Source organism: Flavobacterium sp. HSC-61S13 (genome assembly GCF_024171535.1).
Classification (GTDB): Bacteria; Bacteroidota; Bacteroidia; order Flavobacteriales; family Flavobacteriaceae; genus Flavobacterium.
Genome location: NZ_JALJZV010000011.1, coordinates 1 through 16017, shown reverse-complemented (window position 1 = coordinate 16017; position 16017 = coordinate 1). Strand labels below are relative to the sequence as shown.

Annotated in this window: 10 protein-coding genes and 1 pseudogene; 2 read left to right on the top strand and 9 right to left on the bottom strand. The window is 36.1% G+C overall.

The window, feature by feature from the left end:
* Positions 1–213: 213 nt before the first annotated feature.
* A complete protein-coding gene (locus L1275_RS11170) occupies positions 214–879 on the top strand; it encodes a VOC family protein (RefSeq protein ID WP_253472979.1) in 666 nt (221 codons plus the stop codon).
* Between the two features lie 104 nt (positions 880–983).
* Here L1275_RS11170 and L1275_RS11165 read toward each other — a convergent pair whose 3' ends face one another.
* A complete protein-coding gene (locus L1275_RS11165) occupies positions 984–2885 on the bottom strand; it encodes a nucleoside-diphosphate sugar epimerase/dehydratase (protein WP_253472976.1) in 1902 nt (633 codons plus the stop codon).
* Positions 2886–3497: 612 nt separating this feature from the next.
* Entirely contained in the window at positions 3498–3662 is a 165-nt protein-coding gene (locus L1275_RS11160) for a DUF2158 domain-containing protein (protein WP_253472973.1), read from the bottom strand.
* A 301-nt stretch (positions 3663–3963) separates the two neighbouring features.
* On the opposite strand from L1275_RS11160, the gene L1275_RS11155 reads away from it, so the two are divergent.
* Entirely contained in the window at positions 3964–5271 is a 1308-nt protein-coding gene (locus tag L1275_RS11155) for a DEAD/DEAH box helicase (protein ID WP_253472970.1), read from the top strand.
* 38 nt (positions 5272–5309) lie between these two features.
* On the opposite strand, the gene L1275_RS11150 is transcribed toward L1275_RS11155, so the two are convergent.
* The 7 genes and pseudogenes from L1275_RS11150 to L1275_RS11120 all read right to left on the bottom strand — a co-directional run.
* Positions 5310–6470 carry an AraC family transcriptional regulator gene (locus L1275_RS11150; RefSeq protein WP_253472967.1) on the bottom strand — a complete coding sequence of 387 codons (1161 nt, stop codon included), beginning with the start codon at positions 6468–6470 and terminating at the stop codon, positions 5310–5312.
* 1 nt (position 6471) lies between these two features.
* A complete protein-coding gene (locus L1275_RS11145; protein ID WP_253472964.1) occupies positions 6472–7473 on the bottom strand; it encodes a helix-turn-helix domain-containing protein in 1002 nt (333 codons plus the stop codon).
* 545 nt (positions 7474–8018) lie between these two features.
* On the bottom strand, positions 8019–9956 hold the full coding sequence (locus L1275_RS11140) for an OmpA family protein (protein WP_253472961.1): 1938 nt from the start codon (positions 9954–9956) through the stop codon (positions 8019–8021).
* A gap of 11 nt (positions 9957–9967) precedes the next feature.
* Positions 9968–10900: a type IX secretion system membrane protein PorP/SprF gene (locus L1275_RS11135; RefSeq protein ID WP_253472959.1), complete on the bottom strand. Its 933-nt coding sequence runs from the start codon at positions 10898–10900 to the stop codon at positions 9968–9970.
* A 103-nt stretch (positions 10901–11003) separates the two neighbouring features.
* Positions 11004–12269, bottom strand: coding sequence for a gliding motility-associated C-terminal domain-containing protein (locus L1275_RS11130; RefSeq protein ID WP_253472956.1), 1266 nt, complete (start codon positions 12267–12269; stop codon positions 11004–11006).
* A gap of 182 nt (positions 12270–12451) precedes the next feature.
* On the bottom strand, positions 12452–14845 hold the full coding sequence (locus L1275_RS11125) for a hypothetical protein (protein WP_253472953.1): 2394 nt from the start codon (positions 14843–14845) through the stop codon (positions 12452–12454).
* Positions 14846–14874: 29 nt separating this feature from the next.
* Positions 14875–16017 (bottom strand): annotated as a pseudogene (locus L1275_RS11120) (hypothetical protein); the annotation flags it as partial.

The window sequence follows — 16017 nt, the reverse complement described above, 5'->3', positions numbered from 1 at the left end:
AAGCTTTTGCTTAGCTCCAATTTTTTATCGATCATGCCATTGATAAATACAATTATAACCCCTAGCAATTGACTTTTTGAAAGGATAACTTAGCGATATAGAAAGGATACAACTAATAAAAGTCTGTTTTTACAGGCTAAGCTCGCCAACTGTGCTCCCGGTCGATCAATTTAGATGCTTGTTTTATTATATTAATTAATAAAGTTATGAACTATGAAAATAAATGCCATCACTATAGAAACGAACAGTTTGGAAAACACACAGCATTTCTACTCTGACATATTACAATTCAACTTAACCTATAAATCGGATTTAGAACTGCATTATAAAATAGGGCATTCCCTATTAAAATTTGTCGAGACTACTAAGCCCATTGCTGTTTATCATTATGCTTTTAACATCCCTGCATCGCTGTTAGATAACGCTTTAATCTGGTCTACGAAACACTTGAAATTAATCAAGAACCCCAAGGATGAGTGGGTCACTACTTTTGAAAATTGGAATGCACAGGCGATCTATTTTCTTGATAACAATGGTAATCTCTTAGAGTTTATCGCTCGTCATGATCGCAAGGAATCTATAATTGCCGATTCCTTCGATCCATCAAAAATAGAAGGCATCAGTGAAATTGGTATAGTGACCGCACAACCGATGGAGTTGGCAGAAAATTGGATTGAACAATATGGTTTGAGTTATTTTGAGAAGAGTCCCCCTACAACAGATTTCTTAGCTATTGGCGATGACGAAGGACTACTGATCGTGGTTAGTCCTCAAAGAAATTGGTTTCCAACAGCTATTCCCGCAAGAGAAACCTTAACACAAATCGAAATTAGCCTGGCTGATACTGGGTCAATTCATTTATCCACCACTTGCCTTTAGCTCAGTCAGTCAAATAAAGTTGTATTGTTCATTTAAGCTACATCATAAAAAAAGTCGCAATCCTAAAAAAATGAATTTGCGACTTTTTTATACTACTCGAAAAATCAATCTAAACTTTGATAGGTAGAATTCTGCGATTTATATTCTGGAACGATATCTTTTATTTTTTGGACTATGACAGAATTATTCGGTTTAACTTCGGTTTCAGTTGCAAAAACACACAGTTCATTAATCCGAATAGACAGTTGTTCATGGTCGCTAGTACGAACTTGAGCAATCATGATTTTTTCGTGATGCGTTTTTAAGGTATTCTCGTCATCTGCCAGCAATTCTTCGAAAATCTTTTCTCCAGGACGCAGTCCCGTAAATTCAATATCAATATCCTTAGGGTAATTATATCCGCTTAAACGAATCATACGTTGAGCCAATTCAAATATTTTCATGGATTCCCCCATATCAAATACAAAGATCTCTCCACCTTTTCCCATTACTGAGGCCTCCAACACCAATTGACAGGCTTCGGGAATGGTCATAAAATAGCGTGTAATATCTTTGTGAGTCACGGTTAATGGGCCTCCTTTTTCAATTTGATTTTTAAAAAGTGGAATGACGGATCCGTTGGACCCGAGCACATTTCCAAAACGTGTTACAATAAAACTCGTTGCGGTATTTTTATCTAAACCGTTGACATAGATCTCGGCGATTCGTTTGGTTGCTCCCATTACATTAGTGGGATTGACAGCCTTATCAGTAGATATCATTACAAATTTCTGAGCTTGATGTTTTACAGAAAGATCCGCAATAATTTTGGTCCCGCTGATGTTTGTCGTTACAGCTTCGTAAGGGTTGTATTCCATTAATGGCACATGCTTATAGGCCGCAGCGTGGTATACGATATCGGGTTTATAGGTTGCAAACAAGACGTCCATTCGTTTTTCTTCACGAACATTACCTACAATATACTGGATACGGGAACAAGTAGTGCATTCCATACTTTGTTGCACATCATATAAGGCCGACTCCGCTTGATCCAATAAAATTAATTCTTTAAAATCTTTACGAGCAATTTGTCTGGCTATTTCGCTACCAATCGATCCTGCTGCACCGGTAATTAAAATCACCTTTCCCTCAATTTCTTGGTTCACAATCGGATTATCGATTTCGATCGATTTACGACCTAAAAGATCTTCAATTTTCAGTTGCTTGATTTGCATACCCGAATACTTGCCATTGAGCCAATCTGTAGGAGGAGGAATGATTTTGATTTCTACAGGCAGCACCTCTAGTACTGCGGAAATTTCATTTAATCGTTCTCTTGAAATATTCTGTATTGAAATAACGATATCATCAATTCTATTTTTCAATAGAAACCCCATGGTAATGACGCTAGGACTCAAAACAGGTAATCCATTTATTTTTTTTCCGACTTTCTTTGGATTATCGTCAATAAAACCCAAAACTTGAGTGTCGATACGCGTGTCCGTTTGCAGTGCCTTTATGGTAATGACTCCCGAATCTCCGGCTCCATAGATTAAGACCCTTCGGACATTTCGTCCACCCAAAACAAATGTTTTATAAAAATTGCTATAAAAGATTCGGGCTGCAACCATTACTACAACGGTAAGTAACATGTGCAACATAATAATGGAATAAGAAAACCTAAAATAGGGCCTCGTAGAGTCCGGTAAAACTCCATTTCGCTGCAAAAATGCAATAATAGTCAATGCAAATGCTGCAAAAAAACAGGAAACAAATACGGATTGGGCATCTTTTAAACCGGTTTGTCTCACTACACCACGATGCGTTTTAAGCAAAATAAACGTTAAAAAATACACGATCATTACGGTAGGAACTTTACACAGTGTCCGGTTCAGATTAAAAACACCGTAAAAACTACTCAATATAATATTGGAAATCAAAAAACAGAATACCACTATAAAAACATCAATACACAACACAATTCCACGCGGTGTATCTCTTTTTAACCTTGCTTTTATTGACTCCATAGAAACTCGACTGTTCTTTTAATTTTTTAGTTTGACTAAATGCCGGTTTTTATAGAAAAACGACATTTAATTTCAGAAATGTAAAGTTAGGCTATTTTTAAATAATTTTTTAATTAAAATATTTAAGTTTTATTGAACATTTTGAAAAATACAAACTTGATACAAACTTTTTTCACACCTCCCAATCTATTGTAAATCAAGTGGCAAATCTGAAAAGTTAAAAAACAGTTAAACCTACTAACCGAATTTGTATTTTAACCGATCAAAATATAAGCTCAATCTTACTCCGGATTCTTCATTACATGGAACTATTTGTCGCTTTTTTCATGTCAAATTCGCAATTATTATAATTGTGGAAACCCTTCTCAACTATATTTAAAAATGCCTTAATTAACAACGCTTTTTCACATAGAATGCGCGGTATCAATTGACTTAGTATTGGCGTCAATACCCTTATTAAATAGCAAAAAAAAACGCCACATTACCAAAGTAATATGACGGCTTAATAATTTCAGTAATATGTTTATTCTCTTTTGTGAAAAACAAATGTCATCACCTTTCTCTGGTTGAGTTAAGCGTTTTAATAAAAATTATCTCGATCATACAATGTCTTTATTTCTTTTTAATAACAGAAGAAGTCATCAAACGCAGTTTTTCAAATATTTTCTTTTCCTCATTATAATATACCACATTTACCTGATCTCCCTTTATCGACTCTATAGTCATTTTAGGTCCACCCGATTTTAGAACTACGATATCGCCTAGTTTAATATCCATATTTTATTTAAAAACTTTGATTTATCCAAAAATACATTTTTTTAAGGTATAAAAAATTGTTTTAACAATTTTTTCCAAATTTATGGCGAATAATGCAATATAAATAGTAATTAGTCTAAATAAAGACAATATTAGCCCGTAAAAACACAAGCTTTCCACAGCGACAGCCATCTTTTTGAGCCGAGTACACGCTTAGATCTCCGTTGATTTAAAGTCGTTTCCCCACTGTTTTTTCTATAAAAATAATAGTCGAACTTGCTGAATAGTATGCTACTAAAATTTATTACTTTACCTTTGTCCCATGCAATTTGATACTATCCTAAAAAAGCTACAGATTCAAGACTTGAATCCGATGCAGAAAACAACTTACAAAACCACACAAAACGATCAAGACATCGTGCTGCTATCTCCTACGGGATCTGGTAAGACCTTGGCTTTTCTTTTTCCGGTTTTACGCAATTTAAACACTTCAGTAAAAGGTGTTCAAGCTTTAATAATCGTTCCATCTAGGGAACTTGCCCTACAAATAGAGTCGGTTTTTAAATCGATGGGTAGCGGTTTTAAAATCAATTCTTGTTACGGCGGTCACTCGACCAAGATCGAAGAGAACAATTTTATCGAAGCTCCTACTGTATTAGTAGGTACGCCTGGTAGGATCGCCTTCCATGTTGAAAACAATAGCTTTGATGCTAATATAGTCCATACACTGGTTTTAGATGAGTTTGACAAAGCTCTTGAATTGGGTTTTCAGGATGATATGTCCTATATTATAGAACAATTATCGGGACTCAAACAACGTATACTTACCTCTGCCACGAATTTAGAAAAGGTCCCTTCTTTTGCGGGTTTGATCAATCATAAGAAATTAAATTTTTTAGATGACGTTGAAGTTAAGCCTGACTTAACTTTTAGAAAAGTCATCACAGATTCGGAGTCCAAACTCAACAATTTATATAAATTGATCTGTAAGATAGGCAACAAACGTACCTTAATATTCTGCAATCACCGTGATGCGGTTGATCGTATTAGTGCTATTTTAAGTGATAAAGGAATTGCAAGAGAGAGTTTTCACGGCGGTATGTTACAAGATGAACGCGAGCGTTCTTTGTTGAAATTCCGCAACGGCAGTGTCCAGATTTTCATTACCACTGATTTAGCGGCACGCGGTTTAGATATTCCAGAAGTTGAAAACATTATACACTACCAACTACCGGATAAGGAAAGTGCCTTTACCCATCGTAATGGAAGAACGGCTCGTATGAACGCAAAGGGAGTGGTATACCTGGTTATGAGTGAGCAAGAGAATTTCGAATTCCTTCCTAAAGATATAGCTACTGAAAATCTGGAAGGACGCTTTAAAGTTCCTGTCGCCACCGATTTCCAGACTATTTATATCAGTGCAGGAAAGAAGGATAAAGTCAATAAAGTTGATATTGTTGGATATCTTATGAAAAAAGGTCAACTCAACAAAGACGATATCGGAATTATAGAAGTCAAAGATACAGCGGCCTATGTGGCTGTCAGAAGAAGTAAAGTTGCACAAATGCTAAAAACTTTAGCGGATCAAAAAATAAAAAATAAAAAGGTAAAAATGGAAGTAGCTAATTAGATACTGCCAATTGGGGACTACTTACTAGTCCCCAATTTCTACTTGATATCTCGTTTTGCTTTTCTATAGTCGGCTGGTGAGAGGTCGTAATGCTGATGAAAAGCCCGATAAAAAGAGGAACGAGAATTAAAACCACTTTGCATCATGATCTCTTCAATTTTATCTTGATTATGGGGATCGTCCAGTAATGAGACGGCATACAATACCCGCTGAGTATTGATGTATTTATTAAAGTTTGACTGCATTCCCAAATTAAATACTTGTGTTAGATGGTATTTGGGAATTTTCATCTGTTTAGCAAGCAAATCCAAAGTTAAATCGGAATCCAAATAGATTTTGGTTGCCATGATTCTCTTCAATTTGTCGATCGAACTCTTAATTTCTTTTTCTGAAATTCTCGATTTTTGATATTTAATATTTTCGTCTTCATCTAGTGTAATCACCTCTTGAGCTAAGTCGACTTTTTCATTTTCCAAAAAAATGTCCTCCCCTTTATTATAATCAAAAAACATACGCCCCGTATAGCTCTTTTTGTAATAATTAAACTTTCTAACCAATATCAACAGATTATATCTAAATAAGATCATTACGGCTCCAAGCATCAATACATAAACTACCAAGCTATTAAATGTGTTCGATTTTTCCTTTGCATCACTGAGTACAAATGATAAAAAAATAAGGGCCGTAGACAACATTAAAATAATTGATTGACTCATCACTGCAATGGACTTCTTATCCGTGACCGCGCTATTAAACTTCATAAAAGCTGAAATACAATACAGTACCATTTGTATACAAGTCAATCCATACATAGTGATCAAATACACTTTTTTCAGCATTAAGTACTGATCTCCAAATAGCAACAGTATTATAAAAAACACTGTAAATATCAATCCAGGCAAGAAATGTTTCCAAATATTTTGTACAACATTTGATCTATCATCGATTAGAACAGATATTCCTATAAAAAAAAACGGCGCATAGAACAGTCCAAAAGGTGCACCTATATTTGTAAAATCAGACTCTGGAAGAAAAGATCGGACCACACAGATGTAAATACTGTGAATCATAATAAAAGACAAGAACAGAAATTGTACAGAGTAATAGGTTTGACCGTGATAGATCAATCGATTAAAATAAATATTTACTAAGGAAATCAATAGGACGTTGCTCAATATTATAAAATACAAATTATCCATATTACTTACTCTTTTTAAAATTTTCAAAATTTGAATTAAGCTTGCGATATACAGAGGGTCTTACTCCTACATATTCTTTAAAGTACTTATTAAAAGTTGATTTGGATTGAAACCCACATTCAACCATCAAAGTTTCTATGGTATAGTTCTCTTTCTTCACTAACATTTCCCTAGCATATTCAATGCGATACATCGCTGTTATGGAATAGAAGCCGATCATCATTTCGCGATTTAGCACATCAGATAATTCAGCACGGCTGCACCCCAATTCTTTTGTAAGATCTAATAGGGTAAAATCAGGGTTTAAATAGAGGTTTGAGGTTTCGAAAAAAAGGATTATTTGATTGGCTAACGGGTTTTTACTCGTTGACCTATATTTTGGCTGTTTGCTCTTAACCGCTTCCAAAAGCAATCTACCGGAATCTTCCGTATGCGTTTCTTCTTCCCGTATTTCCTTTTTAAATGTTTTTAAAAACAGCAGACCAAAAACCATACACATGGCGAGTATCCCTATAAAAATAACATAGATATTAAAACCAAATATCCGTTTATAATTCATCTCGACAAAGTGCACTGCGGTCACTATAATTGCAAAAACAGAGAAATAATTAAAAATGCTTATAATGTTTTTCGAATTGGAATATAACGAGGGTTGTCGCTGCTTTTTAAGTTCTAGACTAATACGAATGGTATAGTAAGTCAAGTAGCCGATGTTTGCTAACATCACCAAGTTATTATGGGGAAATAAGTTAGCAATAAGAATTAATAGAAAGATGGTGAAATTAATAAATATCGGTAAATATTCTTCCTTAAAAAGGAAATTGTCATTTATATTTTTCTTATATAAATAGATTAACATACAGGGCATCAAGCATATATATAGAGATATATTTAGTAAAACCAATACAATTTGTATGGCAAATACTGCAATAATCACTTTTAACACTTCTCGAAACTGTAATTTCTTAATTCCCTGTAAGTTCAGTAATAAAAATTGTTTCATGGATAGTATAGATAGGTCCTAAACATGCATTATAGGTATATCGCCCAATAAATCTCATGCTAAAACAGCTTTAAATTTTATTAACCATATAAATTTATAGCTTTATTAAAGAATACAATAATAAATTAAAGATTATTTTGATTTATTATTCGACCTCAATAGTCGTATGACGATTGCCGTCAATGAAATAGGACTTTTTTAAAAATTGAAGGATTATTTTGCAAAAAATCGTTATTAGGCACAACGATGCGAGTCCCGTTTTTTTATGTAAAAGGACCGAATAAATAAAATAAAAAGGATGGATACTAAGACGACTATAAAGTGTAAAATCAATACACTTTTAACTGGCATTTTGGGCGCGGTATCATTTTCCAATCGAAAAGAGTTTCTAACTGCTTTCGAGAATTGGATCTAACTTCACTTAAGAATACCCGCTGATTGGACGATACAAAATTCGCAAAGACAAGAATAGCTCTAGCTCTTCCGAAAAAAAGTCTAAAGCTATTCTATACTAGTTATGCAAGATCAAATAATAATTTATCTCTTTACATCTCTAGAATAATAAATTCACTTCTGCGGTTTTCTTGATGTTGTTGTTCTGTACAAGATTTTCCGTTCACACAAGCGTTGATCGGTTTTGTTTCTCCAAATCCGCGACTCATTACTCGACTGCTAAGAATCCCCTGTTCGACGATCCATTTTGCAGTAGCTTTTGCTCTTTTATCAGAAAGCCGTAAATTGTAGTTATCATTCCCACGACTATCTGTATGCGATCTGACATCGATCACCATTTGGGGATATTCGTTCATAACCTCCACAATTTTAGCCAGTTCTACCTGAGCATCCGGTCGAATTTCTGCTTTATCAAAGTCAAAATAAATCGGTTCTAATTTCAGTACTTTAAACAGATCGTCCCCTTTTTTAATTTCAACTCTATTTTTCTCGAGTCCAAAATCAGCCTGCGTTTTATCGGTAATCAATGGTAAATTTACCGTCACCTCGGCGGTATTGTAATCTTCAAGTACCACTTTAACACGATATCGAGTACCACAGTTTAAGTCTTTAAAAGCATATTCGCCTTTAGCATTGGAAGTGGTTTCTGCCAATTTATTAAAATCAACATCCCATAAAGTAACTTGAGCCGAAGCGAGTTTGGTTGCAGTAGGTTGATCGTAAATCTGTCCGTAAATCATTTGTTTACAATCCAATGAGATGCGTTTCAGTTCATTGAACGAATAAATATCATCATTCCCTGTTCTATTGGAGCTAAAAAAGCCCTTTCTAGTTTGAGCATCTATATAATAGGCAAAATCATCGTCAGATCCATTGATTGGTTCCCCCAAGTTGTAGACCTCAGAAAAGGTATGATCTTCACGCATTTGCGTGACATAGATATCCAAGCCTCCTAAACCTGGGCGTCCATCTGTAGAAAAATACAATTCGTTATCTGCATTAATAAATGGAAAACTCTCTCTTCCAGCTGTATTAATTTGGGCTCCTAAATTAATCGGATACCCAAAGGTTCCATGTGCACCTATGGCTACTTTATACAGATCCGACTGTCCTAAAGTACCTTCTCGATCGGACGCAAAAATCAACCATTTCCCATCCGCAGTTAAAGCGGGATGAGCGGTATTAAACTGATCGGAATTGAAAGGTAATTCTTGCACATTGGTCCAACGGTCATTTTCCAAAGTTGCTTTATAAATTTTCAGCAAAGTTGTTCCCTTATCATCCATTTTACGTTCACCATTGAGGAAATTATTACGCGTAAAATACATGGTATTACCATCTGCTGAGATAACCGGTGTCGATTCATTGAACATCGATGCCACCTCTGTTGCAAAGATTTTGGGATGCCCCACCTTTCCATCTGAACCCAAATCCGCTGCATACAAACGCGTGAAAGGTTCGCCAGTCCACGTGTGTATACGTGTAGAAAAACCGGTTTTATCCCGTGAAGAGGTAAAGATCAATTGCTTGTTATATACCGTTGCCCCGTAGTCCGAAAATGGTGTATTCACAGGGAATCGCTCCATCGAATAACGCCCGGAATTTCTTTTTATCTCGGCTAAATAATCTTTGTTTGCCTTAAAAATCACCGATCGAGAATCTTCTACCTCAAGTGCCGCAAACTTTTCCAAATAACTGTCTGCCTTAGCATATTGATTTGTTGCTTTTAAGGTTTGCGCATAACGATAATAGTATTCCGTAGGGATTTTATCTGCTGCTGGCAGTTCGAACAGCTGCCCATACCATATATTGGCATCCGCTAACTTTCCATTGAAATAATAGGAATTCCCTATATTCTGATACAACTTCTGCGAGTGATATCCTTTGTCAGCGACCCTTTCATAAATCCTGATCGCGTCGATATAAGCTAATTGATCGTACTTCTTGTCTGCGCGTCTTTCCTGTGCATACAACGTCGTAGTAAGGAGAAGGCTTATTCCCCAGAGTATATTTTTTATATTGACTTTCATAAAAATTCGTTTTAGAAGAATCTCGGTGATGTGATTCGGTTAAAGCGACTGAACAGTTCAAATCGCATAAAAATCTCATGAGATCCCGAGTTGTAATGAGCCAGTTTCGTGGTGTCGGTATCATAAGTATATCCTATGAATAAGCCGTCTGTTACTTGAAATCCAACCAATCCACTGACAGAAGCATCCCATCTATAAGCTGCACCTACAGTAAATTTCTCAAGAAACAAGAAATTTGCTGTCACATCTACTTGCACTGGAGCGCCAGCTACTGCCTTGGCTAAAAATGCCGGTTTGAATTTTAAACTTGGGCTTAAATCAAATACATGCCCTCCTATCAAGTAGAAATTCATTTTTTGCTTCATCGTAGAAACCGTATTGTCTTCGTACCGATCTGTGGTTAAGAAATTGGGTACCGAAAAACCAAAATACGTTCTTTCGGAATGCAAATAAAGCCCCGCTCCAATATTTGGTGAAAACTGATTGTCGATATTCTCCTGAAATTGCACATCATTGGGATTGTAAATGTTGAGTTTGGTATAGTCAACATTTAATAGATTGGCCGTTCCCTTTACCCCAAATGACAGTTTGAATCGTTGGCTTAGATCAATCGTATACGACAAATCAATTGAAATATTGTTTTCGTCCATCGCCCCAATTTGATCGTTGTTAAACGACACCCCTAATCCCACTTTGGAATCGCCTAGCGGGGTATTAATAGAAACATTAGCCGTTTTTGGAGCCCCGTCTAGGCCTACCCACTGTGTTCGATATAAACCAAAAACACTCATGACTCCCCGAGATCCTGCATAAGCCGGATTAATTTGCACCGTGTTGTACATATATTGGGTGTACTGCGGATCTTGTTGTGCATATAAGTGTTGGAATCCACTCAGAAAAAACAGCCCTATTCCAACGGTCTTAAGTAAGTTATTTAATTTCATAAGCAAGTATTTTGTCTGTATTTTAAATCATCTGGTCTTGCGATAGTCAAAATGGTATCTATGAATCTGTATAAATTTATTTTGAAGATAGCATTATCAATTCCTAGTTATTCTCCAAATGCAAATAACCCGCTTTTTTAATCATATTGGATCCGTTGGCATCGGTATGTTCATAAGTCAGTATATAATAATAGGTTCCTGTTGGCAATTTTTCATTTTTATTGATGGTTCCTTTACCATCTGAATATCCTGCGAAAACATTACCTGTAGTATCATAAGCCTTGGTTTCAAAAACCTTAACTCCCCAACGATTGAAGATTTGCACGGTATTATTCGGATACTTTTGAATGTTGTCAATTAAGAAATAATCATTTGTTCCGTCGCCATTAGTACTTACCGCGTTGTAGATTACCACATCTCCCTCTAAGATCAGGTCGTGTTTAACAGTAGCCAACGTAAAGATCCCATATCCGTCTACTGCGGTTGGAGTCGTAACGGTTTTGTTGGTTACATCTACAATACCCCCTTGATCTACCCACATTTTAGCTTGCTCATCCCAACGTACGATATGCAAATTCTGATCTGCCTTGGTGTATAAGTGATTTGGAGTCGTGTTGGCATCCCAAGACAAGGTTAATATAATATCATTTTTGGTTTGGTTTTGCTGTATCGTCCAATATTCCTTTTCATCGATATCTAAAATCACGCCTGCTTTACTGCTGCTTGGTCGCCCGAAAGTTGCTTTCTTAAAGTAGTACTTAGCCGCAAAATTATCAGCAATATCTTTGGGTGCACTGATTACTGCTTTTCTATAAAAAAGACCGTCTCCAATTGGATATTCAAAAGATTCCTTTCCCTTTTTTTCCACTTCACCATTGACATGACTACCATTGTGTGTATTGATTGCTTTAGCTGATTTCTCAAAAACCAAAGCTCCTTGTAAGGAATCTATATGAACAACCCCTTTGGTGAAATTAGCCGTTCCAGAAATACTGATGTCATTTTTAAGATCAATCCCCGTAGCGGCAATTGTCTTATTAAACAATACATCAAAAAACTGTAACTGTTGTTTGCCTGAGATCCGTTGACTTTCTTTTTGTGGGCTTTCAAAAATGGTATATCCCGTTTTATTGACCTCGTTAAAGGTGAACAATCCATTATTTTTTAAGGAAGCTTGTAAATAAAAATCTCCATCATTATACAAAACAGCCGTCTCGGTATTGTCAAAATCCATCAATGTGGTCACTAGTGTTTTGGGTGAGATGTAAACATCGCCCACGTTTACCAGTATAGCTTGTTCTTGCGAATATCCAGAGATACCAACAAACAACAATCCAGCATAAAGTTTGTATTTTATAATTCGGTTCATATCTTATTTTGTTTGGTCGGGATTATTCCAGGGTTTTCTACTGCAGCAACTACTTTTTTTGAATGACAATCGTCAATCGCACTTGAGTGGTATGGAATAGAAAACCCGAATAACCTCCTTGTTACTGAATCGGTTCAAAGGAAAACGGGAATGGAATTTCCTTCCCGTTTTCTTTGTAAATGTTATTGTACATTATAAGTAACAATGGTATTTTCCTGAACATATTTCACTGCCCATGCCATGGTATTGGCATAAAGTAAACTGTTGTAAACCGTACCTCCTGTATAAGATTTAGACAATGGTAACCCAGTAGTTGTAACATAGGCTGGCCAAATTGTCGTTGAAGTATTGGAAGGTGTCCCTGAAATCCAACCTGCATCACCTACATACACATACCCTAAAGTATTGTGTTTTAACATCCAGGCTCTGGCTGCATTTCCTTGTTGAGTTGCTAGAAGCGTCATGTTTGACGGATAGTTCGTAACATAGTACGAGTTATTCACGTCAGATCCGCCTGCTTTTCCTCTAACATCTTCAAATGGTCCCTCAAGAATTGGGTCTGCAACATTTAGGATTGGGTTTTGATACGTAGTTCCCGTACCACTTACAGTAACGGATCCACCCGAAATTTTATTGATTAAGTCTTGAACACTTGAAGCACTATTTTCCTGAGAGTGAATCAATACTCCTTTTTTGTTTTTAACAAAATCATTTAATATTTCAATACTTGCAGCATTTGGTAAGAAGTTATAAGACAATACGATAATATCAATTTTATTGTTATTGATGTTATTTCTTAAGGTCGCACCTTGGCTCAATCCATTATTAAAGATTTTCATATCTTCAATTTGTACTTTACCACTAGGTCCAAAACTGTTCTTATTTTGTATAATTGCTCTAGCTGCTTCAGAATTCGATGCTGTTCCAGGAGCATAAAGTCCTTGTCCAACACCCAAAACATTCATCGTTCTATAAACAAACGTAATGCTCTTCGTACAATTGGTTCCACCACTACTGCTGTTGCTTGTAATCGTATAGTTGAATGCACCACCCGCTAATGGGATTCCCGATCCTTTTAAAGTAACCGGTTGTGCACCTGTAGTACTAAAAGTACCCGTACCCGTAAAACTAATACCGTTAACCGTATTGGTTGTTATACTATAAGCACCCGGATAGGTTACCGTCACATTTAACGTCATGGTATTAGAAGCAATCATTGGGGTTTCAGGAGCATAACTTCCATTAACCGTTATCGAACTACAACTCATAGCATAATTTACTGGTTGTGCAGCAATTGGTATGGTTATATTACAAGGCGCTTCTAAACCTGGAGTACCTGTAATACCTAATATGATATCATTTGCACCAGTAATAGTACCCGTTCCTGTTAAAGTAATAAGTTGTTCTCCTAGAACATCTAAACTCACTACACCAGAAGTAAAGGTAATTCCTGATACGGTGTTCGTTGTAATGGTTGTCTTACCAGTAGCCAATACATTCACTTTCAACAAAATCGTATTAGAAGTATTTAAAGCCACGTCTTGCATATAAGAACCGTTGATAACCGCTTCACTACAATCCACTGAATATTTAACCGGTGCTACTATTACCGGAATATTAGAACAACTCGATGCATTCGAGGCATTTGACGACAAATTAAACTGGTTCGTACCCGAAGCCAAAGGCGTACCTGTACCCGTTAATTCAATAGTATGAGCTCCCACCGTTGTAAAGTTTCCAGTTCCAGCGAAAGAATATCCATTTAATACATTGGTATTGATACTCCAAAATCCAGTACTCGTTACATTGACAGCAACTTTTAATTTATTGGTATCATTAAGAGCCATTCCAATATAGTAATTACCTTGTGATTGGATATTAGCACAAGTTATTACAAAATCAACACTGGCTTTTTCAACAAATACAAAAGGCTTACAATTGGCGGGTCTGTTGTTTAGTACAATACTCAACTCATCACCTGATTCACCCGTGTTATACCCTTTGTTTGGCGTACCTACGCCATTCAGTGTCAACATATAAGACCCTGTAGTTGGGAAGGTTCCCGATACGGAGAAATAATATCCATTATTCGTCGATGCACTTACCTCATAAGTACCCGCTTGAGTAACCGAAACGGGTATATTTAAGGTATTGTTTGTATTTAAAAACTCCCCTTGTTTATATATTCCGTTGACTACCACTTCATTACACTGAACCGTCGATATATTAATTACTGCCGGTGGAGGTGTTCCACAGAGGCTCAACCATACCGATTGTACTGTGCTCCAATAGTTAAAACACCCCGTAGAGGTATTGTAAATCAATAGACCATCAACCCTGTTCGCCGGTATAATAGCATCACGTTGGCTTGCGGTTAATCGAGGGGTCAAAAACCCTTTATTATTACTCTCTAATTCAAGGACGGCACCTAAAACGGGCGTATTGGGTGTTCCAGACACCGTACCATCTTTAATTTTGGTCATGTTCGTTTGTGCAAACGAACGCTGTACTGAAAAAGTCAGTATTACCAGCACCAAAAGCGTGTGAAATATATTTCTAAATATTTGAGTTTTCATCTGATTTGAGTTTTAGATTACTAGGCTTACTATTTGTTTAATAGTAAAGATTCCAGTTTAGTTAAACGATCCTGAACAGCTTGGTTAGCCTCTTCTAATTTCTGAATTTGTGCATCTTTTTGCTCAATCTGATTTTTCTGATCGATCACGTGTAGATACAATTCTTCCGTTTTTTCTAAAAGTTGGATAGAAAGTTCAGATAGATTAAACGCATACCCCGCATCTGTTTTCACCAAATCATGAATAGGTGTGATACCCGGTAAGTGTCTGTTGGTTTTAATAAAATCCTCTACGCTATCTAAATCTTTGAATTTATAATCGAGTTTTATCTGCGAAAAACCATCAAAATAATCTTCAAATACATAATCCGCATAATTACTATTTACCGTAGAGATACTACCGTTAACCCTTAATTTTTCGTCAGGAACATCGGATGGTGTAGTATATCCAATTCCAACCCATCCTTTAGTGTAGATGTTATCGGTATTCGAAATAGCTCCTTGATTGGTTGTCGTACTGTACCACGGTTCTTGAATAATTGGTGCCAAGTCCAAAACATGAACAACCTTGTTCTCATCGGTGTATACCAATTTTTTCTCATCAATATCCAACTCTAACTTGGTTAAGGTTTCGATATCACCAACCATATCAACTAAATCAAATTTCGTCTCAATGTTTAATTCGTTGGTATAGATTAACGAATGTGTTACCGGATCATAGGTCATTGTCGTTAAGGTTTCTACTCCTTTAACCAATACCGAAATATCAATCGGATTAGCAATTCCCTTTTCATCCGTATATGTCAGCGTATGTACATCGATCTCTTGACCATCTTGATCAAATCCTGGTGTTACTACATCAATCAAAGTTGTTAAGGTTTGTTTCTCTTTAATCAGATTTGTGATGTAATCATTAAATTCTTGATTGGTGTTGTTTACCAAACTTGCAGGAATATCAATAACGGTTGTCGAAGCTTTCTCGTTGGTATAGGTATAGGTTCCATCTGCATTATTTACCAAAGTAGTTGTGGTTTCAGCTGCCTTTACTATATCCGTGATATCGATGATTTGTAAAACACCTTTATCATCATAATAATTGAAATTGGTACCGTCGTAAGTAACATTACCTTCAATTTTATTGATGTATTGGTTTAAAATCTCTTGTACAGACGT

What these genes read in the sequence shown, in the direction of transcription:
- L1275_RS11170 (WP_253472979.1), top strand. Translation starts at nt 214, where the DNA reads ATGAAAATAAATGCCATCACTATAGAAACGAACAGTTTGGAAAACACA.
- L1275_RS11165 (WP_253472976.1), bottom strand. Translation starts at nt 2,885, where the DNA reads ATGGAGTCAATAAAAGCAAGGTTAAAAAGAGATACACCGCGTGGAATT.
- L1275_RS11160 (WP_253472973.1), bottom strand. Translation starts at nt 3,662, where the DNA reads ATGGATATTAAACTAGGCGATATCGTAGTTCTAAAATCGGGTGGACCT.
- L1275_RS11155 (WP_253472970.1), top strand. Translation starts at nt 3,964, where the DNA reads ATGCAATTTGATACTATCCTAAAAAAGCTACAGATTCAAGACTTGAAT.
- L1275_RS11150 (WP_253472967.1), bottom strand. Translation starts at nt 6,470, where the DNA reads ATGGATAATTTGTATTTTATAATATTGAGCAACGTCCTATTGATTTCC.
- L1275_RS11145 (WP_253472964.1), bottom strand. Translation starts at nt 7,473, where the DNA reads ATGAAACAATTTTTATTACTGAACTTACAGGGAATTAAGAAATTACAG.
- L1275_RS11140 (WP_253472961.1), bottom strand. Translation starts at nt 9,956, where the DNA reads ATGAAAGTCAATATAAAAAATATACTCTGGGGAATAAGCCTTCTCCTT.
- L1275_RS11135 (WP_253472959.1), bottom strand. Translation starts at nt 10,900, where the DNA reads ATGAAATTAAATAACTTACTTAAGACCGTTGGAATAGGGCTGTTTTTT.
- L1275_RS11130 (WP_253472956.1), bottom strand. Translation starts at nt 12,269, where the DNA reads ATGAACCGAATTATAAAATACAAACTTTATGCTGGATTGTTGTTTGTT.
- L1275_RS11125 (WP_253472953.1), bottom strand. Translation starts at nt 14,845, where the DNA reads ATGAAAACTCAAATATTTAGAAATATATTTCACACGCTTTTGGTGCTG.